The sequence below is a fragment of the Pseudomonas sp. R4-15 genome, assembly GCF_055768815.1.
The window spans coordinates 3,388,218-3,407,599 of record NZ_CM147293.1; the positions used below are offsets into that span (position 1 = coordinate 3,388,218).

The 19,382-nt window shown below is 65.8% G+C and carries 23 protein-coding genes; 2 read left to right on the forward strand and 21 right to left on the reverse strand.

Annotated elements, in window-relative coordinates; all coding sequences use genetic code 11:
• Positions 1-34 precede the first annotated feature (34 nt).
• Together ACYRGX_RS16115 and ACYRGX_RS16120 are read right to left on the reverse strand one after the other, a co-directional pair.
• On the reverse strand, positions 35-997 hold the full coding sequence (locus ACYRGX_RS16115) for an integrase core domain-containing protein (protein ID WP_473053468.1): 963 nt from the start codon (positions 995-997) through the stop codon (positions 35-37).
• 420 nt (positions 998-1,417) lie between these two features.
• Positions 1,418-1,867 carry a YcgN family cysteine cluster protein gene (locus tag ACYRGX_RS16120; protein ID WP_473053469.1) on the reverse strand — a complete coding sequence of 150 codons (450 nt, stop codon included), beginning with the start codon at positions 1,865-1,867 and terminating at the stop codon, positions 1,418-1,420.
• A 158-nt stretch (positions 1,868-2,025) separates the two neighbouring features.
• Between ACYRGX_RS16120 and ACYRGX_RS16125 the strand changes: the two genes are divergently transcribed.
• On the forward strand, positions 2,026-2,619 hold the full coding sequence (locus tag ACYRGX_RS16125; protein WP_473053470.1) for a nitroreductase family protein: 594 nt from the start codon (positions 2,026-2,028) through the stop codon (positions 2,617-2,619).
• A gap of 332 nt (positions 2,620-2,951) precedes the next feature.
• Here the strand turns inward: ACYRGX_RS16125 and ACYRGX_RS16130 are convergent, their stop codons facing one another.
• Genes ACYRGX_RS16130 through ACYRGX_RS16170 form a run of 9 tightly spaced genes read right to left on the reverse strand, consistent with a single transcriptional unit; the run spans position 2,952 to position 10,870 of the window.
• Positions 2,952-3,614 (reverse strand): DUF7338 family protein, encoded by a 663-nt coding sequence (locus ACYRGX_RS16130; RefSeq protein ID WP_473053471.1) that lies wholly within the window; start codon positions 3,612-3,614, stop codon positions 2,952-2,954.
• On the reverse strand, positions 3,607-4,293 hold the full coding sequence (locus ACYRGX_RS16135; protein ID WP_473053472.1) for a tail fiber assembly protein: 687 nt from the start codon (positions 4,291-4,293) through the stop codon (positions 3,607-3,609). The genes ACYRGX_RS16130 and ACYRGX_RS16135 overlap by 8 nt, the downstream gene beginning before the upstream one ends.
• An 11-nt stretch (positions 4,294-4,304) precedes the next feature.
• Positions 4,305-5,825: a phage tail protein gene (locus ACYRGX_RS16140; RefSeq protein ID WP_473053473.1), complete on the reverse strand. Its 1,521-nt coding sequence runs from the start codon at positions 5,823-5,825 to the stop codon at positions 4,305-4,307.
• Positions 5,826-6,449 (reverse strand): YmfQ family protein, encoded by a 624-nt coding sequence (locus ACYRGX_RS16145; protein ID WP_473053474.1) that lies wholly within the window; start codon positions 6,447-6,449, stop codon positions 5,826-5,828.
• Entirely contained in the window at positions 6,437-7,486 is a 1,050-nt protein-coding gene (locus tag ACYRGX_RS16150) for a baseplate J/gp47 family protein (protein WP_473053475.1), read from the reverse strand. The genes ACYRGX_RS16145 and ACYRGX_RS16150 overlap by 13 nt, the downstream gene beginning before the upstream one ends.
• On the reverse strand, positions 7,476-7,925 hold the full coding sequence (locus tag ACYRGX_RS16155; RefSeq protein WP_473053476.1) for a phage GP46 family protein: 450 nt from the start codon (positions 7,923-7,925) through the stop codon (positions 7,476-7,478). The genes ACYRGX_RS16150 and ACYRGX_RS16155 overlap by 11 nt, the downstream gene beginning before the upstream one ends.
• A complete protein-coding gene (locus ACYRGX_RS16160; protein ID WP_473053477.1) occupies positions 7,925-8,455 on the reverse strand; it encodes a phage baseplate assembly protein V in 531 nt (176 codons plus the stop codon). The genes ACYRGX_RS16155 and ACYRGX_RS16160 overlap by 1 nt, the downstream gene beginning before the upstream one ends.
• Positions 8,455-9,522 (reverse strand): phage baseplate assembly protein, encoded by a 1,068-nt coding sequence (locus tag ACYRGX_RS16165; RefSeq protein WP_473053478.1) that lies wholly within the window; start codon positions 9,520-9,522, stop codon positions 8,455-8,457. Before ACYRGX_RS16165 ends, ACYRGX_RS16160 begins: the two co-directional genes overlap by 1 nt.
• Positions 9,512-10,870: a DNA circularization protein gene (locus ACYRGX_RS16170; RefSeq protein ID WP_473053479.1), complete on the reverse strand. Its 1,359-nt coding sequence runs from the start codon at positions 10,868-10,870 to the stop codon at positions 9,512-9,514. Before ACYRGX_RS16170 ends, ACYRGX_RS16165 begins: the two co-directional genes overlap by 11 nt.
• 40 nt (positions 10,871-10,910) lie before the next feature.
• On the opposite strand from ACYRGX_RS16170, the gene ACYRGX_RS16175 reads away from it, so the two are divergent.
• Positions 10,911-11,120 carry a hypothetical protein gene (locus tag ACYRGX_RS16175; protein ID WP_473053480.1) on the forward strand — a complete coding sequence of 70 codons (210 nt, stop codon included), beginning with the start codon at positions 10,911-10,913 and terminating at the stop codon, positions 11,118-11,120.
• A gap of 2 nt (positions 11,121-11,122) precedes the next feature.
• Here ACYRGX_RS16175 and ACYRGX_RS16180 read toward each other — a convergent pair whose 3' ends face one another.
• The 10 genes from ACYRGX_RS16180 to ACYRGX_RS16225 form a co-directional block, all read right to left on the reverse strand.
• A complete protein-coding gene (locus ACYRGX_RS16180) occupies positions 11,123-13,333 on the reverse strand; it encodes a phage tail tape measure protein (RefSeq protein ID WP_473053481.1) in 2,211 nt (736 codons plus the stop codon).
• A 108-nt stretch (positions 13,334-13,441) separates the two neighbouring features.
• A complete protein-coding gene (locus ACYRGX_RS16185; RefSeq protein WP_473053482.1) occupies positions 13,442-13,807 on the reverse strand; it encodes a phage tail assembly protein in 366 nt (121 codons plus the stop codon).
• Positions 13,808-14,167 (reverse strand): phage tail tube protein, encoded by a 360-nt coding sequence (locus ACYRGX_RS16190; protein ID WP_473053483.1) that lies wholly within the window; start codon positions 14,165-14,167, stop codon positions 13,808-13,810. It abuts the gene before it with no gap.
• A gap of 12 nt (positions 14,168-14,179) precedes the next feature.
• Positions 14,180-15,658 (reverse strand): phage tail sheath subtilisin-like domain-containing protein, encoded by a 1,479-nt coding sequence (locus ACYRGX_RS16195; protein WP_473053484.1) that lies wholly within the window; start codon positions 15,656-15,658, stop codon positions 14,180-14,182.
• The gene (locus tag ACYRGX_RS16200; RefSeq protein ID WP_473053485.1) at positions 15,658-15,864 is read right to left on the reverse strand and encodes a DUF2635 domain-containing protein; all 207 of its coding nucleotides are present in this window, start codon (positions 15,862-15,864) and stop codon (positions 15,658-15,660) included. Before ACYRGX_RS16200 ends, ACYRGX_RS16195 begins: the two co-directional genes overlap by 1 nt.
• The gene (locus tag ACYRGX_RS16205; protein WP_473053486.1) at positions 15,861-16,424 is read right to left on the reverse strand and encodes a phage protein Gp37; all 564 of its coding nucleotides are present in this window, start codon (positions 16,422-16,424) and stop codon (positions 15,861-15,863) included. Before ACYRGX_RS16205 ends, ACYRGX_RS16200 begins: the two co-directional genes overlap by 4 nt.
• On the reverse strand, positions 16,424-16,849 hold the full coding sequence (locus ACYRGX_RS16210; RefSeq protein ID WP_473053487.1) for a gp436 family protein: 426 nt from the start codon (positions 16,847-16,849) through the stop codon (positions 16,424-16,426). Before ACYRGX_RS16210 ends, ACYRGX_RS16205 begins: the two co-directional genes overlap by 1 nt.
• A 12-nt stretch (positions 16,850-16,861) precedes the next feature.
• Entirely contained in the window at positions 16,862-17,764 is a 903-nt protein-coding gene (locus tag ACYRGX_RS16215) for a Mu-like prophage major head subunit gpT family protein (RefSeq protein ID WP_473053488.1), read from the reverse strand.
• Positions 17,765-17,791: 27 nt separating this feature from the next.
• Positions 17,792-18,247, reverse strand: coding sequence for a hypothetical protein (locus tag ACYRGX_RS16220; RefSeq protein ID WP_473053489.1), 456 nt, complete (start codon positions 18,245-18,247; stop codon positions 17,792-17,794).
• 6 nt (positions 18,248-18,253) lie between these two features.
• Positions 18,254-19,213 (reverse strand): phage protease, encoded by a 960-nt coding sequence (locus tag ACYRGX_RS16225; RefSeq protein ID WP_473053490.1) that lies wholly within the window; start codon positions 19,211-19,213, stop codon positions 18,254-18,256.
• Between the last annotated feature and the right edge of the window lie 169 nt (positions 19,214-19,382).

Consider the following 19,382-nt stretch of genomic DNA (forward strand, 5'->3'; position numbering starts at 1 on the left):
CGAGGCGGCCTTTGCACTTGATCTCACCGTTTTGTCAAACGTTGCGTACCTGCTGGTCCTCGTTGTACTCGACAGGCCGCTGCACTGGCGAATACCGGCGCAGCGAGGCTTGATATAGGCTCGCTGGCGTATATCTGTCCAAGCCTTCATGGCTACGGTGCTCGTTGAACTCCTTGCGAAATGCGGCTAATGCTGCCTGTTGAGCGAGCGCCGACGTTCCACGCAGCTGATCACCGATAGCCCGATTGAGTGATCCATGCATGCGCTCATGACGAGCATTTTGCGTCGGTGTGCCCGGCTGGGTGCGATGCACTCGGATGCCTAGTTCGACCCACCACTTCGACAAGCGCGTCAGGCCTCCCGCGCCTCGACTGGCAAAGGGGGAGCCGTTGTCGGTCAAGAGCCCCTCGGGCAAGCCATACTCATGGAAAACCCATTCGAAGATTGGCTTGGCCTGCGCGTAATCAGGGGCCTGCACGGCATGGCAGCCAAGCAGGAAACGGCTGGCGTTGTCCGTCACCGTCAAGGGATAGCACCAGTGCCCGCCCTGCGTAACGTACTGACCTTTGTAGTCCGCGCTCCACAACGCATTGTTGCTGCGGCCTAGCTCGAAGGGCTCGGGCGCCGCTGGATAGGGCCTACGATAGCGCCGCTGTTTGACCAGCCCAGCAGACTTGAGCACCTCACCGGCGGTACTGTCCGCCGGCCAATCGTGGCCAGGCCGCTCGCGGCGCAACAGGTCCATCACCTTCTTGGGACCAAAGCTGGGATGCTCTTTCTTGACGGCTACGATCTGCTCAGCCACCTGCGGATTTACCGCATGCGGGCAGCAGTGAGGGGCTTTAGAGCGCTCCATCAGACCCTCGGCTCCCGCCCGCTGATAGCGCTCGATCCATTTGTAGACGGTCTTGCGGCTAAGCCCATAGCCCACGGCAAGCTCACTAATCGAGTACCGGGCGCTTAGCCAGTCGGCAATCAGCTTTACCTTCAAATCCATTACACAAGTCTCTTTCCAGGGCATGGGCAGCACCTCCTGCTCACACCGTAACTTGTGTAACCCATCCTCCCGGTCTCGTTTGTTACCCATGTTGCCGGTTTGGACACTCCCCCGCCCTCTCCCGTCAAGGGAGAGGGAGTAGTCCGCAGCGGTCATGACGCCCGGCACGAACCTCAGACCAGCACGAATAGTCCTCTCGCCAAGGGACGGGGGTAGTCCGCAGCGGCCATGGCGCCCAACACGAACCTCAGACCAGCACGAATAGCCCTCTCGCCAAGGGACGGGGGTAGTCCGCAGTGGCTATGGCGCCCGGCACGGGCCTCAGACCAGTACGAATAGCCCCTCTCCCCTCGCGGGAGAGGGGTTGGGGAGAGGGGGATGCAGCAAATCGACGCCAACGACATCCTTGTTCAAACGGCATCAACCCGCGCGAAAGATCAGGTAGGACTCCCAGTCCTCTTCCGGCACCGTCAGCTCGCTGAGCATGCGCCCAGCCTGGGAGATGCGCGCATGGTGCACCGCCTGCGGGTCACCGCTCACCAGGGGATGCCAAAGCGGCAGGTCCTCGCCTTCGGCGAGCAGGCGATAGGCGCAGGTCGCCGGTAACCAGCGGAAGCTGTCGGCTTGCTCGGGGGTGAGCTGGATGCAGTCGGGAACATGCCGGCGGCGCTGAGGGTAGTCGCTGCAGCGGCACGTGTTCAGGTCCAGCAACTTGCAGGCGATCCGCGTGTAGTAGACGCTGCCGTCATCCTCGTCTTCGAGCTTTTGCAGACAACAAAGGCCGCAACCGTCGCACAGTGACTCCCATTCCTGGGTATCGAGCTGGGCGAGCGTCTTGCGCTTCCAGAAGGGTTCGACTTTGGCGGCCATGGCTGCATGTGTGGGGCTGGACTTGGGGGCGCAGTCTATCCGGCTCGCCCCGTGCAGCCAAGCCACGACGATCGGCTTGCCGGCCAACGCGCTCATGGTTAACGTAACTCCCCCGCGGTGCTCTGCGCCGCCCTTTTTGCCTTGCCGCAGGATCTTCGATGAGCCAGTCACGCACTCCCGAATACGATATCCATCCGGTCTTCGCCGGCCGTTGGTCGCCCCGCGCCTTCGCCCAGGCGGAGATTCCCGAAGAGACCCTGCGCGGCCTGCTCGAAGCCGCCCGCTGGGCTCCTTCGGCCTACAATTCGCAGCCCTGGCGCTTCCTCTATGCCCGTCGCGATACGCCGAACTGGTCGCGCTATCTGGGGCTGCTCAACGAATTCAACCGCAGTTGGGCGCAACACGCCTCGGCGCTGCTGGTGGTGGTGTCCAAGACCCGCTTCACGCCACCCGGCGCCAGTGAAGAAGCACCGGCGCTCTGGCACACCTTCGATACCGGCGCGGCCTGGGGCTTCTTCGCCCTGCAGGCGAGCCTGTCCGGCTGGTACACCCACGCCATGGCAGGCTTCGACAAGGAGCTGACCCGCCGCGAGCTGAAGATTCCCGAAGAGTACGAAATCCACGCGGTGGTCGCGGTCGGCCAGCTCGGCGACAAGTCCAGCCTGCCCGAAGGCCTGCAGGCCCGGGAAACCCCCAGCCCGCGCCGCGCGCTCGGCGAACTGGCGGGCGAAGGCGACTTCGCGTTCGATTAGGCCCTGTTCCCGCTTCATTCACGGCCGCGCCGGTGCCTGTTTTGCCGCGAGACAAGGCGCGAGTCGCAGGGCTTACCGGGGTAAGTCCAAGACGAGCAACGCCGTATCGCGGCAAAACAGGCACCGGCCCTGCGGGTTGTGCCGGAAATGATCTGCGCCGTCGTTGCAGACTTTGCCAAGGGAGTGCCATTGGCTGCAGCCTGCGCCTAGTCGTGTAAGCGCGCGCCGTTTTTGGCACCGCGCGGCGTTCTAATTGGCACTGCCGCGCACCGCCTTGCATCCGGAATTTTGCGCCGCAATTGGCACTCGGCAATTAGACGGCGCCGGCCATCTCAGTCAATACGCTTCCAGGGGTTGATCTCGCACGTTAACCCCTTCCACCCTTTGGAAGGGTCGGCGCTGTAATCCTCGGACCAATCGCTGGGTTCACCTTTAAAGCCGACCTGGACTACTAACGCCCGCGTCGCAGTCCATTGCTTGACCCAGTACAAACCGAAATAGCGTCGGCCCGTGGCCTTGTGAGTAGCGACAAGCACGCGAAAGCCGCCTTTGCCCGGATCATCCTCGACAACCTCATCACCCCAATATTCATGGGAGCACTCGGACACGGGGCACCCCATGAGTCGAGTGAAACGAGCGTTATTCGCCGGGTTTCTGTAAGCCAACCAGGCCAGCATCGAGATCCAGTGATAGGCGCCAAGTCCCCAAGGGGCATTAGCATGCCACCACCCTCGCTTGTCGCCAGCGGCCCCATCACGGTCATTGCTCCAGAGCCAAGCCCAGGAAGGAAGCGTAACCAAAACCCAGTCGCCAGCGACCTCAGTGAATGGAACCCTCGTCGCCTCGTCGATGCTGCGAAACGGAAGGGCTATAGGAACAACGACAAGCCCCACAACAACCAGCACCACCCGCAGCGCGACCAAGACCAACGCCTGAGCGAGGCCACCCACTAGCACCGACCAGGATGGCCTATTACTCACTGCCGATTCAGCCATTTGCAGCGTCCTCCGGACTGGTCGGCCACTCGATATCCCCCGGATATCCTTCCTGTTCCTGGATGCGCGCCAACTCTACCCTGTACCCCTTCCATGCGAGCAGCCTTGCGGCCTCATCCTCGGTAGCTATGCCAAGGTCTACAGCGTCCTGGAGTGGCGCGATTTGAGTCGCCGCGCCTTGCAGCAACGCATTGCGCTGGCTGATCGCCGCAGCAACCAAGGCTTCGCGCTCGGACGCTTCGTCTAGCTGCCATTCCGTGCCGGTCCATGCGTCATAAGGGCTGGCAGGTGCGGTGGCTGTCAGCCCCTCGGGCAGCGGCCCGAGATTCGCCCAGGCCTGCTGAGCCCCGGTTTCAGTGCTGTACACAACGCCCCGATGGTCTTCGATCAGCTCCCAGCTGCTTTCGTCTTCTTTACGGCACACAACGTAACCCTCCGACGCCTCGGGCGGTGCGTCGAGATAGGCGTGGGCCGGGACTAACCAGTTGCCAACGTCCAGAGGATCAGCATCGGCCTGGCCGGAGCCGATGTACTCGCGCGTCAGTGGATGGCAACTGTAAATGGAGGGTGCTGGCTCCAGTGGCAAATCACTCCCGGATTCACCCTCAGTGATCTCGCCGGTTTCGGTCGTTTCGGTCGTTTCGGTCGTTTCGGTCGTTTCGGTCGTTTCGTCAGTCATGACTGCCTCTTTCAATACTTGATGCAAGCGAGCAACGCGATGTTGCGGGGGCGGGTTTCGCCACCGGTCAGGCGGAATCTGTTCCGGCTGCCATTTGCGCCCGGATCACCACCCGCCAGCCACGCCGACCAATCCCCGTTGTCGGGTATCGTGATGCTGCCGCTTGCGGGGCCTCCGCTTTCTTGCGCTTCGGCAAAATGATTGCTTTGGCCGGCCTGCGCCGAGCCCAGCACCCGCCCGGGATCGATGCCGCGGCCGTCGTCGAGCCCGCGAATGGACTCGGCGCGCAGGTCGGGGAGGTTGAACGTCGTAGAGCCATCGCCGGCGCCGAAGGTGGTGCCGATGGCGGCGAACAGGTCGGAATAGGTCGTGCGCGAGATGGCGGCACCGTTGGCTTTGAGCCAGCCGGTGGGGGCGGCGCTCAGGGCGAAGTGGGCGACCTGGCCGGGAGGGGTAGCCCTGACGACCGCTGTTTGCACAAAGGCGCAGGTAGCCAGGCGGTTATTGTTGGTGCCTGCCGACTGGGTAACGGCGTTGGGGTTTCCGGTGAAAACGGGGCTATCGAGGGTTGCGAGTTCGACCCATGTCCCCCACTCGCCGGTCGAGGCGCGCGCTCGACGGAGCGTCCGGGGCACGGTGCCTTCGGTACGAAATCCCATTTGGCTGGCTACTTCTCCAGCCAGTCGCTGAGCGTGTAACACGGTCATGTTGGTGGACGAAATCGGAAGTCCGACGGCCGTTGGGCTGGTGTTGTAGTAGAGGCCGTTCGAATTGATTGCGTCCCAGTCGTTGGACAGTATTGCCGAAGCTCCGATACCACCGGCTCCGGTGTCCATCTTCGCGGCCAGGGTCGTGGCCAGATTAGTAATGGCGGACTGCGGAATATCGGTCAGGTTGGTGCCCTTGCCGGCGAATACCCCAGCGGTATAAGCCCCAAGATGGCCAATGCCACCCAGCAGAGTGCCAGCGCGGTAGAGATACATTCCCTCGCCGATCCTCGCGTCGACAGAGACATGCGAATCTCGTAACCACGCGGTACCGAAGATCGTGGCTCCGGGTTCGTAGGCATTAGCGGAGCCAGAACCACCATACGCCCCGCCCATGCTCCACATGCATGCCCCCCACTTATTAGTGGTGTTCGACCCGCTAACGTAGCCCCCGTGTGTGCCCTTCGGCGTTCCAACCACATCAGTGAAGCCCCCCCCAGCAATCCCGTATCCCTCAAGGGTGGTCGGCTTGCCCGAAACAGTGCCCCACGACACCGGGAAGTTGGTCGGCTTCCCAGTGATCTGGCTCCAGCTGTGTGCATGCCCCTTGGCGGCGAACAGCGCTGCCAGGGCGGCACCCAGTTGTGCGTCGTTGGCCCTATCCAGTGTGAGGCCTGCGGCCTCGATGATGCTGACCAGCTCGCGCTGCAGCATGTTGAAGTAGTCCGCCAGCAAGGGCGTGGCGGACTGTCCCGTTGCGGGGTTGCCGGACCGGAACTCGCCGTTGTCCGTCGCCCTTTCAGTAAATGCGCCTACCTTTTCCACTTACGCCTCCACGTACCCAATTTGCAGCAATAGCCAGCTCGGCGCGGCATGCCGCAGCGAGCACTCGATTAGTTCATCGCCCCAGGAGCGCAGCGGGTCGCCGATGATTGCTTCCTCGATCACGGACTCGCGGACCACGTCGGCCGGCAGTAGCACCCGCCACGTCATTTCCCAGTCGGCGCCGTTCATGTCATCGCCGATCACTGCGCCCTGGTGCCCTGTCGGGGTCTCAACCTCGACGGTCGCTTCGCGAAATTCGAGGACCTGGGCGCCCGGATAGCCGAGCCCTTCAGCCAGGTCGATATAGTCCTGGGCGGCCATGCCGCCGCGCCCGACGATGCGCCCAATCAACGCGGCCCGACGGTCAGCCATCGACTGATCGGCAGGCGCACAGGACGACGGCAAGCCATAGCTCGCCTCCCACTCTTCGAAGGTGTACAGCGCCTGACGCGGGTCGGCCTCAAGACGCAGCGCCCCGGCTCGGGCGTCCACGCGGGCGAACTCTTGGGCCTGGCCCAGGAGCAGCTGCTGCAGGTTCGAGTCCTGGGCGGTGGTCCAGACCATGCCCTGGGGCAGCAGCGCGAACAGTTGCTGCCGGTAGTCGGCGGCGCTCAATCCAGCCACTGCACGCCCTCCCATACCGGCAGCGCGCCGTAGTCGAAGCCCACGTTTGCAGTGGGTGACTCCAGCTCGTAGTCCGTCACGCCATCGGCAGTGCCAATTGCGCTGCGAATCTGCGAGATCAACAGCACACCACCCGGCTCGCTCACGCGCAGCACCAGGTCTTGCAGCGCCGCTTCAACGGCGGCGCGGACGGTGGCGGTATTCGGGGTCACGCGCAGGGTCGGCGCGAACGGCACGGCCGTTGGCGCGATGACGTAGACGTGCGCCGTCACACAGCGCTGCGTCTCGATATAGGCGAACACGTCATCGAGCAGCTGTTGCGACGGCATCGGACCGTCGGCCGCATCATCCGCCATGACGCGCAGCACCACCGTGCCCAGGCCCATGCCTTGCGGATCTTCCCAAGCGCGAGTGACGCCAGCGACGGACAGCGCCCACTCTTCCCAGTCGCCACTCGCACCGCCACGCGGCACCCGCGCACGGCGCAGCATGATGCGCTCGCGCCAGGTGTCGAAGGACTCGATATCGACGCCGCCGGTGATCCCGTTCGCCGCTACGGTGGCGTTCGCGTTGACGCCCGCCACCGGGGTTACCAGCGTCAGCACCACGCCGCTGGCCAGCGCACCGGCACTGCCCAGCTCGACCGCCTCGATCTCAACCGTTGCCGAACCATCGACCAGAGTGGCCGCGTCGACGGTCTGATACTCGACGCCGTCGACCTGCAGCAGGGTTTCCTCGGCGATCAGGGCACCGTCGTTGCCGGTGAAGGTGACCGTGCCGCTGTTGCGCGTCGCCGCCCGGCGGGGCACGCCAACGCTGTGCAGGTACAGCAAGTCATCGTCGCAGGTCTCCGGGAACAGCTGCCGCTCCTGCCATTGCAGGTAGCCGTAGAGCCCGTGCACCACACCGGCCTGGCCGGTCGCGAGGATCTGCGTCATGCGCCGCGCGAGGACGGCCTGCGCACCGGGCAGTCGCGAGACCAGGTCATTGTCGACCCGGCTGATAAGCTCCGGCAGCGCCGGGCGTTTAAACCCCATCGGAGTCTCCCCATACATAGTCATAGCGGCGCTCCAGGACCTGCCCGCCCGGCCGCTGGATACCGACGATCAGTTGCAGTACGCCCCGGCGCAGATGGATGGCGGCCACGTCGACCGAAGCGGCAATGCCGTCGTCGATCAACCAGGCCAGCGCTTCGGCGGCGTAGGTCTCAGCGCGCCGCAGCACGCGATCCACTTCTTTCTCGCGCCAGAGCAGCCACAGCCGCGAGCCGATGGGCCGCTCGGCGTAGGTGTCCGCCCACCAGCCGCGCCGGTCGGTGCTGCCATCGGGCAACTCGTCCTCGCCCAGCGCCCGGCGGTCGGTGTAGAGCGAGATCAGGACAGCGGTCTGCAAGGTCTTGTCCGTGACCAGGTCGCCATCGCTGACGGCCATGTCGTAGGCCTTGGCCAGCGCGTCATAGCTCAGTGCGATATCCATCAGCCCATGCTCCTGTCGGGGCCGCTGCCGCCGTGGGTGTGCGGGTTGAAGGCGTCTCGCATCGCCCGCATCGTCCCGGTGTGGTCGCGCACCTCTCCAGCCACCGCCAGGTCGCCATCCATGGTCACCGTCGGGCAGTTCACGAACGCCAGCGAGTGCCCCGCGCCATTGATGACGATGCCGGCGCGCGTCAGGTGTACGGCGTGGCCCAGGTCGTCGTAGATCGCCACCTCGCCATTGGCCAAGCCGGTCAGTCGATAGCGCCGGTCATCAACGGCCAGCGCGACCAGGTGCGCGCGGGCACCGCCCACCGCCGCCACCACAGACTCGGCGCCGGCATGCGGCACGGACGTAAAGCCGTAGTTCTGGAAGCGCTCGGCCGGCGCTGGCTGCTCGCCCAGCAGCGTCACCTGGACGGTCTGCATCTGCGGTGCGTCATCGACCAGCGTCAGTACGCCCCGGCTGACCAACAGCCGAAGCCGGCGCCACATAGGCCCGAGGGTGCGCTGCAGCATCCTGCGTTGATCCATCACCACCCCCAATCGCCGGTTTTGGCATTGCTGCCACTGGCCGAAGACTCGGCAATGGGCACGGGCTCGAAGGCCGCCGGCGGCGCCACGCGCAGTTCGGCAAAGCGTCCATCCAGCCCCTCGATCAGCTGCACGTCGCTGACCAGCAGTGGCTCATCCAGGCCCAGGTAGGCATCACGGACGTGCACCAGGTCACCAGGGCGCCACACGCCTTGCTCGTGCCGCCAGCCGGCCACGGTGTAGGTCACGCCACGGCCCTTGGCCCAGCGCACCCGTGCTTCGAGCGCCGCACGCGTTCCGCAATCCGCGCTGTCGGCCGGGGTATCGCAGACGATCAAGGTCGACCTGGGTCGCCGCACACGCGGGTCGCTCGCGGTGCCGGCCGGCGCCGAGGCCTGCAGGCCATTCCAGTTGTCATTGCCTGGCGTCTGCGCCTCGACGACGTATTGATTGAAGCGGTCTCGGTCGCTGAATACCCCGGAGCCCTTGAGGATGTTGTTGCCCAGCTCCAGGGGCGTACGCACCGTGCGCTGCACGGCATGGACGATCAGCAGCCGGCCCTGGGAATCACTCACCACCCGCGCGCCCCGGATCTGCGCCGCCCGCTCGATGGCCTCGGCCAGCGGCTGGCCGTCCTCCACGGCGAACGACGCGAAAGGCTTGCTCGCTCCGACCAGGTCGACGACCTCGATGCCGTAGGGCTCAGCCAACGTCGTAGCGATCTGCGCCAACGTTCGCCCGTCCAGCCGCCGTTCCTTGCCGCTGCAATCGACCAGGTCGGCGGCACGACTGCGACCGCTGGCCACGATGGCATGACTCTGCGCGTCGTAGTCCGGCAGCACCTCGTCGAGGTAGCCGGTCAGCACCAACTCGTCGCCAATGGTGACGGTGCAGGCCTCGCCGGGCTGTACCGCGCGAGTCTCCCCCGACTCGTTCCAGCGCTCGGTCAAGCGCAGCGAGAAGTCATCGGCGATCTGTTCCAGCGACAGGCGAATGCTCACCTCCTGCCACCCGGTATGCCGTTGGCTACCAATCTGCAGCACGACCGGCAGACGATCATTCGTCACTCAGCACCTCCAGGACCTCGCCACCGCGCACCGCACCGGGGTGCGGCACGTTGTTGCGAATGCAGATCTCGTCCGCGCGCGACGCATCGCCATACAGGCGCTGGGCGATCACCAGCGCCGGCAGGGTCACTTGCGGCGTGTACTCGGTCAGGTTCGGCAACGCGGTAGCACGGACCTGCAGGTCGCTGGCCACGGTCTGGCGCAACGTCACCAGCGCGGCATAGACGCTGTCGGTGATCGGCTCGTCGGCCTGCATCGCGTGATCGATCAGCGCCAGCGCATCGTCTGCCGCCGCCAGGGCGTCCTGCCGAGAGGCCCACTCGGTCTGCGCCACGATCCGCGCGGCCGTCACCGCAGCCAAGCGGCTGTTGAGCTGATTCGCCGCCTGAATGTTGTTCGCTCGGGTCACGCCGTGGGGCGTGTCGGCCGAAGGCAACGCCACGGCATCGCCCGCTTCGCCGATGCTGCGCACCAGGCGGATGGCCCGCGCCGGGGAGCCTGGCGCAATGCGCACCGCTGCACTGGCTTCGGTCAACGGCTCGTCGCCGCTGGTGATGCCTTCCCAGGTGCCGCTGCTCTGTGCAGTGGCGTTCGTTGTGCCAAAGGCGGCGCTTGCCGAGGTCGAGTCCCGCGAGTTGCTGCCGAAGGACAGCAGGCTATCGCCGCTGTACAGGTCCAGGGCGTTGACCGGGCGCATCACGGCGCCGCGCAGCCGGTAATAGCTGCCCTTGATCATGCCGATGATGTTCGCCGGGAAACGGATCACGCTGGCGATCTCGTCGGCGATCCCGCCGATGATGCGCTCGCCTTCGGACAGAATGTCGCCCAGGTCACGCTGCAGCGCCTCCAGCGACCACCCCGTCAGGCCCTCGATACTCCAGCGGTCCAGGAAGTCGCCTTCGGCCTCTTCCTCGGCCGCGTCGGCTGCATCGCTGGCCGCGCGTTGCGTGTCGGTGCTGGTGGCTGGATACACCTCCAAGCCGCTTTCGGAGAAGGTCACCTGGAACGTGCACACGCCACCCTCGCGGGTCGACTCGCTGAACTGCACGTCGGTGGCCACCGCCGAGAAGGTGCCCAGGTACGGGTGCACCAGGGTGGCCGAGCCGGGAGCGTCCAGGGCGACCAGCAGGCGGTCGCGCTGCTGGTCGTAGTCCTCGCCAGCCACGAAGAACGCCAGGCGCCACTCTTTCGCACGGCGGCCCATGTCTTCGCTGTAGGGCTTGTCGCGGCGCGGGTATTCGTGGATCAGCCAGCGCCGGCCCGCCGTGGTATCGGCGCGCTCGACGTGGAACTCCACACCCCGATAGCTGCCGCGCAGCTCGGGGTCGATACGGTCACGCCAGCTCATGTGCTAGGCTCCCCGAATCAACGTCAACGGAGGACTGGGCATGAAACCGACTGAGAAGGCCGCTTTGATTGCAGGCGTTATTGGCCTTGGATTGGGCGGAGCCCTGGCCTGGCTGCTGCCAGAGGCAGCGTGGTGGGTACCAGTCGGCTTTGGATTCCTGGTGGCTGGCGGCATCCATCACCAAATCGTCAAGGACGCGGCGACAGCGCGTGTGGCAAACGGCGACTTTGGCCCCAAGGGCAGCCAGTAACCTCACGGCACCATCCCCAGCAGGCCCGTCTCGACGCTGAAGTCGAGGCCGCCATTGCGGCGCATCGAGTCCACACGCGGGCGCCCCTGCCCATCGATCACAATTCGCAGCTCGCCGCCCACGTCGGCCCGCACGGGTGCGCTCGACAACGCGGGGCGGTCCTTCATCACCGGCGGCCCCAGTTGAGCCGATGCGGGGCCACGTGCTGCGGTCGCCCCCAGGCCCAGCCCGTTACGCGCCCAGTTCGGCAGCCATCCCGTCAACGTCTCGCCCTTCTGCGAGAGCCAGCGCGTCAGCTCGCCCCACTGGGCGGCAATGCCGTCACGTAGCGCAGCCACCCAGCGGGCACCCACGTCGGTAAACGCCTGCGTCCGCTCCTGCAGCCAGCTCCAGGTGCCGCGCCAACCCTCCGCCAGCCCGCCCATCAAACCATCGGCCAATAGCCCGCCCAGGGTCGAAAAGCGCGCCGGCACCTCAACGCCCAGGCGCGACAGCCCAGCGACCAGGCCGCGATAGATCAGCCCCAGAGGCGACCAGTTCGCCAACAGGCGGGTAATACCGCCCAAACCCTCGGAGAAGGCGCGCCGCACGTCCGCCCAGCGTTGGCCGAACCAGCGCAGTACGCCTTGCCAATGGGCCGCGAGACCATCACGCAGCGCTCCCACCCAGCGGGCACCCACGTCGGTAAACGCCTGCGCACGCTCCTGCAGCCAGCTCCAGGTACCGCGCCAGCCTTTGGCCAGCCCGCCCAACAGACCATCGATCAGCAGTCCGCCCAGGGTCGAAAAGCGCGCCGGCACTTCAACGCCGAGGCGCGAGAGCCCAGCGACCAGGCCGCGATAGATCAGCCCCGCCGGCGACCAGTTGACCAGCAACTTGCCGATGCCGCCGATACCCTCGGAGAAGGCGGCTTGCACGTCCGCCCAGCGCTGGCTGAACCAGCGCGAGATGGAATCCCAGTTGCGATAGATCAGGTACACCGCGCCGGCCAAGGCGGCGATGCCGGTAAGAATCAAGCCAATCGGGGTGGTGACCAGTGCCAAAGAGAAGGCGCGGATGCCCATGATTGCCGCAGGGATTGCCCTCGCTGCAAAGCCCAGGAGGGCGCTACCACACGACGCAATGGCTTTGACCACGACGCCCCCCATAGAGAACGCCCACACCACAAAGCGCTTGGCTAGACGACCGACTTCGATGCCAGTAAGGATCAGAGACACGATCAACTTAGTTGCCAGCAGCCCCGCAATAATGCTCATCAAGTTCCCGAAGCCACCAACTGCATTGGCCGCCGACTGAATGGCACCCCCCACACGACTGAGCCATTCCCACAACTGCCGAATCTTCACCAGGAACTGATCCGCAATGGCCTCTCGATTGGCCTTGGTCAGTTCGCGCACACGCCCCAGCCATTCGTTGATGACGGGCAGCAACTGCCCGGCGATCAGGTTGCGGACCGAGGTAAACACCGTGCGCAGGTCGGCCATCTGCCGGGTGTATAGGCGGGACTGCTCGATCTCGTCATCGCTCAGCACCGCGCCCTGGGCGTGGGCGTCACGGCGCATGCCGTCGAGCTGTTCGCGCGCGGCCGTCAGCATGGCGACCATCTGTTCACCGCCGGTGCCGCCGAACATCTCGTCGAAGATCCGCTGGCGCGCGGCCGCGTTCTGGATACGCCCCAAGCGCCCCAGCACCAGGTCCAGGATCTTGTCGGTATCGCCGGCCGTGGCGCGCAGGTCCTTTACGGTAATGCCCAGGCGCTGGAAGGACTCGGCGGCGCCACCTTGGCCCGTCATCACGAACTCGTCGGCGCGCAGCGAGAGTTCCTTGAAACCGTCGATCAGCGCGTCGTTTTCCACGCCGAACTGGCGGCCGACGTACATCCATTCCTGCAGCCAGCGCGAATTGACGCCCAGGCGTTCCGAGGCGGTCTTCACCTCGTTGCCCAACTCGGCCACGCCCCCGACGAAGCGCGAAACGCCCCAGGCCGCCCCCGCGGTTGCGCCACCAATCAACGCAACACGCTTGGCCAGTTGGCCGGCCTGCTGCAGGGTGCCAGCAAGCGCGGCACGGGTACGCCGTGCCGAACTCATCAACTGATCGAAGCCGGCCTGGCGCGCCATGCCGCGCAGCCCTTGGGTTACGCGACGCAAGGGCGTGGTCAGCCGGTCGACCAGCTCCAGAATGACCGAGGTTTTAAGGGCATTACCCGCCATCGCGCTTGATCTCTTCGGCTAGCTTCTGCGCCTGGCCAAACCACCATTGCAGGTCGACCAGGTCCATTTCCAGCAGGTCCAGGGGGTTGAACCCGCCAAAGGCGGTGGCTACGACTCGGACGAGTCCGTCCCAGTCTTGCGGGACTTCGGCAAGAAAGGGTCGAGCACCGCCCGGACCACATCCAGGTCGCGGCTGTCGATCTCATCCATGGCCTGGGGCGGTACGCCCGCAACCGCCGCGAGCAGGGCCAGGGTCTGCGCCATCTCGCCGGTGGCCTTGTCCAGCGCCTTGAGGTGCTTGCCTTTCAGGCGCTTGACCAGGCGCAACTCGGTCAGCGTGCGCTGACCGTCGATCTTGCCGTGCACGTAGGTGATGGGTTCCAGCAGGGTGACCTCGATGGTGTCGCCCATGTCCTTCACGCGCCCGCGCTCGTCCTCGGACAGGTCGGCCAGGTAGTCGATGGTGGTGGTCATTTAGTTGATCCTCTCGCAGCGCGCGGCGCTCAGATTCAGTTGCACCTTGCCCTCGCCGCTGTTGAGTTCGGAGGGCGCCGTGGAAAACGCATTGGTCAGCATGTAGTCCTGGCCGTTGTCGCACTCGAACAGCACCGTGGCGTCGGTGATCGCGTTGAGGTCGATCAGGTCAACGTCCGGGGTATGCAGCACCGTGCATTGCACCGTCGGCGCCACCGGCTCTTCGTTCCAATACACGCGACGGCCCGCCATCCGGGTGGTGCGGTTGACGCCGCCGGGGTTGAGGGTGGCGCCGCGTTCGGAGGGGATTTCGACGCCATCGACGCGGATGGTGGCGATCCCGGTAACTTGTCCTGACATGGTGGGCTCCTGTTAGCGACGGAACTGCGTCTGCTGGGCGTGGACGCGGTACTGGCCGATCAGCATCGGCTGATCGATGACGTTGAGGCGGGTCGGATCGTCCGGGTCGATGTTGACCTGCAGGCTTTCCTTGTAACCGTCGTAATCACGGACCCACGCGCGTTCGGCCATGAAGGTCTGGCGGTACAGGCTCAGCAGCTCGGCCTGGCACACCTTGGGCGTCATCACGGGCTGGCTGGGGTCGTACAGGGCGCGGTCGGCATCGGTCGCTAGCTTGTGGCGCGGGTACTTCTGCGCGAACAGGCTGCGCTGCTCGTAGCGGATGCGCTCCAGGGTCTCGGGGGTGTTGATGTCCAGGTAGGAGTCATCAGCCACCCCGGCGGCGTTGCGTTTGTAGGTGGTGATCTGCCGTTCGATCTGCACCGTGCCGTCGGTGGCCACGGTGTAGGTGGCGATCCCGTCGTACAGCAGCAGGTTGCGCTCGTCATCGCGCCAGCGCTCATCCTCGCGGGGGCCGATCAGCCCCGGCAGCGCCAGGCGCTGCAGCGGGCGCGCGGGGTCCGTTGCGAGGTTTTTGGCACCGACGATGGCATTCACCGCCGCCCACAGCCACGGGGCGCTGGGGGCGGACCCCATGCCCATCAGGGTCAGATGCGGGGAGTTGCGGCTGTTGCCCAGGGTCGCGGTGGCGCTGTGCGTGCCACGGAAGGCCGCGAAGGCCCGGCCGCCTTTCTGCACCATCGGGCCATAGCGCTCGGCCAGCTCGGTTTCCACGGCCTCCAGCGAAGTCGCATCGGTGTAGGGCAGGCACAACCAGTTCCACCACTCGTTACCCAGCGCCGCCATCGCGGCGACCAGGTCAGGGTTGACGGCGCCACCACTGGCCTGGGTATAGGTCAGGCCCAGCCCGTCGGGGAACTGCTCGCCCTTGAGGCTATCGCCCAGGAACAGCCCGTTGCCGGACTCGCCGGCCCAACGACAGGTCAGGGTCACGGTAGCGTCGGCCACCGTAGCCACCACCGGCACCTGGTCATCGGCATTGATGGCGTCGGCAATGGCCTGGGCCGTGGCGGCCGGGGTAGCCCCCGCCGTCATCTCGCACCAGACGCGATAGCCAGCGACGTACAGCGCCAGCGGTTGAGTCTGCGCGGGGCCTGCGCTGACCAGCAGCGTGCCGGCCGCTTTGGTCGCGACCTCGGCGTCGGCCAGGGGCATGGCCCAGGTCTCGACGTACAGGTCGACGCCTTTGATGGCGCGCATCATCTCCGCGAGCATGGAGCCACGCCCGAACAACGCATCGGCCTGCTCGGCGCTGGTCACCTGGACCGGCATGCCGGCTTGAGCGGTGCCGCTGCTGAGCATCTGCCCCAGCACCAGGAGCTTGCCCTGGAACACGGCATTGCCTGCCAGGCGGTTGTCGAACTCGATATAGATGCCCGGCACGCGCAATGCGGCCGGAATGTCGTTGAATACCGTAGCGCTGATGGCCATTACTTGCCCTCTTTCTTGGCCGTGGCTGCGTCGCTTTTCGCAGCCCCGGTCGTGGTTTTCGGCTCGATCACGGAGCCTTCACGCAGGCGCCGCTCCCAAAACACGGACCAGTCCACCGGCTCGCCCGAGGCGGCCAGTGGGCGACCGTTCTCCGGCCTCCGCACGACCAGGCCGGGCTCGGCGGGCTTGATGAATCGCTGAGTCATTGCGAGTCCTCGCTGCCGGTGGGCAGCTCCAGGTGAGTGACGGTGTCGGCGCCCTCGGGCACCTTGCTGTCGACGTGAAAGGTGGCGAAGTCGGCCAGGCCGCTGGCGTCCAGGGCGGCCGGGAACATCAAACGATCCATACGGAAGACGGCGCCGTAGATGACCAGCCCCTGCTGATCGGTACGGTCCGAATAGAGGTTGTCAACGCGCTCAAGGAGCAACGAGCCGAAGCCGGACACGTTCATGCCGTGCAGTGCCGGCACCACGCGCTCCAGGATCTCGTAGGCGCCCACCTGGCGGCTGTTGCCGCGCCGACGCTCACGCTCGCCACTGGCCTGCCCGGTGACGACGTAGACGGCATAACGGCTGTTGATGCCAGCGCGCGCGCCGTTGATGCCGGCACCGCCCGACCAGGCGATATAAACGCCCGGCACGTCGCGACGGGCGGCCTTGATCGTCGCGTCGTCCCAGTTGCCCGGCAGATCCTCGACGGTCTTTACGTGCGCGCCGACCACGTCTTTGCAGCGCGCGATCATCGCGTCCTCGATCTCGCCCAGCATCAGAACACCCCGCCCGGAAAGGTCCGGCGACCCGGCACCATCACCACGTCGCCCGCGCTCACCGCGTCATCGTCAGCACGCGGCAGTCCGAGCTTCAGCGTGCCGGTAGCGATCATGCGCAGCGCCCGGATGGCGTCGTCATAACGCTTGGTCACCTGCTCAGTGGCGCGCGCGTCGTACAGCCGATAACGGGCGATATCGCAGCCATAGGCCGTCAACAGCGGCGGCACCATGGCCAGCGGCAGGCGATAGCCGCCGCCGGCCAGGGCGCTGTCGATCTCGCCAGTCGCATCCTGGATGGCGTCGTCGACCTTCTGCTGGTCGATGGTTTCGCCCGTGTCGTCGCTCCGGTCTTCGGCAAGATCCAGGATCTCGTCTTGGCCAAAGCGGCGAATCAGGGCGTCCAGGGTCAGATAGACGGCCATGGCTGTTCCTTATCAGGCCGCGCTGGGCATCCAGGGGTTGAGAATCAGCTTCGAGGTGCCGGCCCACTCGTTGGTCGCGCCGTTCGCCGCCTGGCTGTTGTTCAGCACGCGCAGGGCGGCGCCTTCCATGGCGTTCGGCACCATGGTGTGGCTGTGACGCAGGGCCAGCGGGCGGCCATGGTCGCCCTTGAGTTCCTGCAGGCGCGCACGAGCGGCTTCGTAGGTCTCGGCGTTGAACGGCTCGTTACAACGCACCACCAACTGCCACAGGCCGGGGCCGGCGTTCACGCGGGCATCCACGCCGAACAGGAACTGGTCGGTCATGTAGATCTGGCTGCTGTTGAGGTCGGTCAGCGCCCTGAAGTCGTAGTCGCGACGCTTCTGGAACACCACCGGCTTGATGACGCGGGTCAGGTCCATCACGTACCAGGCCGCGCCCGTCCCGCCGATATCGTTGCTGACCTGGGCTTCCTTGCCCTTTTCGTTGAGCACGACGTGGTTGCCGAACAGCTTGGCGCCGTCGTAGCACTTGGGGTTTCCGGTCAGGGTCTCGACCATCAGCTCGTTCGGGTGCTCGCGGGAACTGCGACCGAACTCCTGATAGACCGGGCCATAGAGGCCATAGGTATCGTCCTCGATGGCGTCACGCTCCACGCCCTCGGTTAGCTCGAACTTGCGGTTCTTGATGCTGAATTCGCCGCCTTCGAGGCTGTGAATCACGCGGTCGCCGATCCATTCGCGCAGACGCGGCAGGCCCTTGAGGAACGGGTAAACCTCGACGGCAGTGGTCGACGGCACTACGGTGCAGACCTGCTCATAGAGCGCGCCGTCGTCGCCCAGCGAGGCGAAGCCCTGCTGGAAGTTGGTCCGATAGGCGCGGTACAGCGCCTGCAGGTTCGTGGAGGTGAGATCCATTGATGCTTCTTCCTCTGTAGTTGGCCGTTAGCCGGCAACGGTGTTGGCGGCGCTGGCCAGCACGCCACTGGTGGGATCGATCAGCACCCACACGCCCACCTCGTCGACACCATCGACGATGCCGGCCACGGAGCGGGTGCCCTCGCCATCGGTCTTGGCCACGGTCTGGTCGTCGACCAGGTAGCAGCGCTGACCGATATCGGCCTGGGTGATCTCGTCGGCGTCGGCGCTGTTCTCCAGTCGCGCGAAACCGCGCAACAGGGAGGCCGTGACGTCGCCATCGAGTCCCCCGACGTTGTCCGCCAGGTGCTCGAAGACACCGACGGCGATCAGGTCGAGACCGGCAGCGGCCGGACGGACCATGCCGTCGGCTTCGAGCACGCCGATGGTGCCGGCGAAGCAGCGCGTATCAGCGGCGACCGGGTAGCCGCGCCGGTGTCCCGACACGGAGGGGGTATTGCGGTTCTTGGTAGCGGCAACCATCTCGGCTTACTCCTTCGGGTTGGCTTTGCGGTAGTCGGCAGGGTCGATGCCCGTGCGCTTACACACCGCGAGTTCGGCTTCGGTGAGGGCATCCGACGGGGCGCCCGGCTCATTCGTACGGGTGTCGGACTGACGCCCACGCAACGCGGCGATAGGCGTGGCGCCTTCCAGGTACGCCTTGCAGGCCGCCAGCCCCTGGGGGCGCAGCCACTTGGCGGTCGCCTCGCCGGGAATGCGGCCATCGGCCAGGCCGGCCTCGATCAGCGTGTCCACCTCGGCGGTGTTGCTGTTGGCGCGCAGGGCGGCCAGTTGGGCGCCCTGTTCCTGGTACACGGCCAGGGGGACGAACTGGGCCGGGTCCAGGGTGTTGGCAGCACGGGCGGCGGCTACGGCCTTATCCGAGTCGCTGGCGGTCTGCTTGAGCTGGTTGATGGCGGCGGTGATCTGCTCGTCGGTGGCGTCGCTGGGCAGGCCCAGCAGCTCGATCAATACTTCGCGGTCCACGGTGTCTTCCTTCTGTGCAGGGTCATAGGCGCCACTGCCCATCCGGGCCGCAGCGAGGGCGGGAATAGCGGTATCAATGGCGGGGTTGTTCACCAGGCCGACGTGCAGCAGGTCGAGCACCGCGCCGGTCTTGGGGTCGTACGGGAAAACGGGCGACAGGTAGCGGTACTCGTCCGCGTCGATGGCGCCCTTCGCGGCGGCGGTCCAGGCGACACGCCCATACAGGCCGTCATCGCGCCACTCCAGCGAACCATGGTCGATCCAGCCCGACGCAGGCGCCGGCTTGCCGTTCTCTTCGGCCAGCAGGGTCTGGTGTTCGTAGTCGATGACGATGTCGGTGCTGCGCGCTGCAGCTCGCTCGATGATCGGCCGCGCCGCCGCCTCGTCCATGAACCAGGGGCCGCTGCCGGACAGTGCGCCCCGCGGGGCATTGAACTCACCGGCCGGAACGAGGCGAGTCATGCCGCCCTCGGGCGCCACTTGAAGGGCCAGGGAGCAGGCAGCGATGGGAAATCTGGGCGTCGTTTTCATGCCTCCATCATCGGGGGGCAGGCTGGACGCTCGGGACTAAAGGGATTTAGTAAAAATCACCCCATTGCAGGGTGATCCGAAGCACTCGCGGGCTAACACG

Bases quoted from the DNA above. Each gene is read 5' to 3' on its own strand.
- ACYRGX_RS16185 (WP_473053482.1), bottom strand. From the start codon at position 13,807: ATGACCACCACCATCGACTACCTGGCCGACCTGTCCGAGGACGAGCGC.
- ACYRGX_RS16135 (WP_473053472.1), bottom strand. From the start codon at position 4,293: ATGACTGACGAAACGACCGAAACGACCGAAACGACCGAAACGACCGAA.
- ACYRGX_RS16125 (WP_473053470.1), top strand. From the start codon at position 2,026: ATGAGCCAGTCACGCACTCCCGAATACGATATCCATCCGGTCTTCGCC.
- ACYRGX_RS16175 (WP_473053480.1), top strand. From the start codon at position 10,911: ATGAAACCGACTGAGAAGGCCGCTTTGATTGCAGGCGTTATTGGCCTT.
- ACYRGX_RS16220 (WP_473053489.1), bottom strand. From the start codon at position 18,247: ATGGTTGCCGCTACCAAGAACCGCAATACCCCCTCCGTGTCGGGACAC.
- ACYRGX_RS16215 (WP_473053488.1), bottom strand. From the start codon at position 17,764: ATGGATCTCACCTCCACGAACCTGCAGGCGCTGTACCGCGCCTATCGG.
- ACYRGX_RS16120 (WP_473053469.1), bottom strand. From the start codon at position 1,867: ATGGCCGCCAAAGTCGAACCCTTCTGGAAGCGCAAGACGCTCGCCCAG.
- ACYRGX_RS16200 (WP_473053485.1), bottom strand. From the start codon at position 15,864: ATGACTCAGCGATTCATCAAGCCCGCCGAGCCCGGCCTGGTCGTGCGG.
- ACYRGX_RS16205 (WP_473053486.1), bottom strand. From the start codon at position 16,424: ATGCTGGGCGAGATCGAGGACGCGATGATCGCGCGCTGCAAAGACGTG.
- ACYRGX_RS16210 (WP_473053487.1), bottom strand. From the start codon at position 16,849: ATGGCCGTCTATCTGACCCTGGACGCCCTGATTCGCCGCTTTGGCCAA.
- ACYRGX_RS16150 (WP_473053475.1), bottom strand. From the start codon at position 7,486: ATGGGGTTTAAACGCCCGGCGCTGCCGGAGCTTATCAGCCGGGTCGAC.
- ACYRGX_RS16130 (WP_473053471.1), bottom strand. From the start codon at position 3,614: ATGGCTGAATCGGCAGTGAGTAATAGGCCATCCTGGTCGGTGCTAGTG.
- ACYRGX_RS16180 (WP_473053481.1), bottom strand. From the start codon at position 13,333: ATGGCGGGTAATGCCCTTAAAACCTCGGTCATTCTGGAGCTGGTCGAC.
- ACYRGX_RS16170 (WP_473053479.1), bottom strand. From the start codon at position 10,870: ATGAGCTGGCGTGACCGTATCGACCCCGAGCTGCGCGGCAGCTATCGG.
- ACYRGX_RS16190 (WP_473053483.1), bottom strand. From the start codon at position 14,167: ATGTCAGGACAAGTTACCGGGATCGCCACCATCCGCGTCGATGGCGTC.
- ACYRGX_RS16160 (WP_473053477.1), bottom strand. From the start codon at position 8,455: ATGGATCAACGCAGGATGCTGCAGCGCACCCTCGGGCCTATGTGGCGC.
- ACYRGX_RS16225 (WP_473053490.1), bottom strand. From the start codon at position 19,213: ATGACTCGCCTCGTTCCGGCCGGTGAGTTCAATGCCCCGCGGGGCGCA.
- ACYRGX_RS16155 (WP_473053476.1), bottom strand. From the start codon at position 7,925: ATGGATATCGCACTGAGCTATGACGCGCTGGCCAAGGCCTACGACATG.
- ACYRGX_RS16115 (WP_473053468.1), bottom strand. From the start codon at position 997: ATGGATTTGAAGGTAAAGCTGATTGCCGACTGGCTAAGCGCCCGGTAC.
- ACYRGX_RS16195 (WP_473053484.1), bottom strand. From the start codon at position 15,658: ATGGCCATCAGCGCTACGGTATTCAACGACATTCCGGCCGCATTGCGC.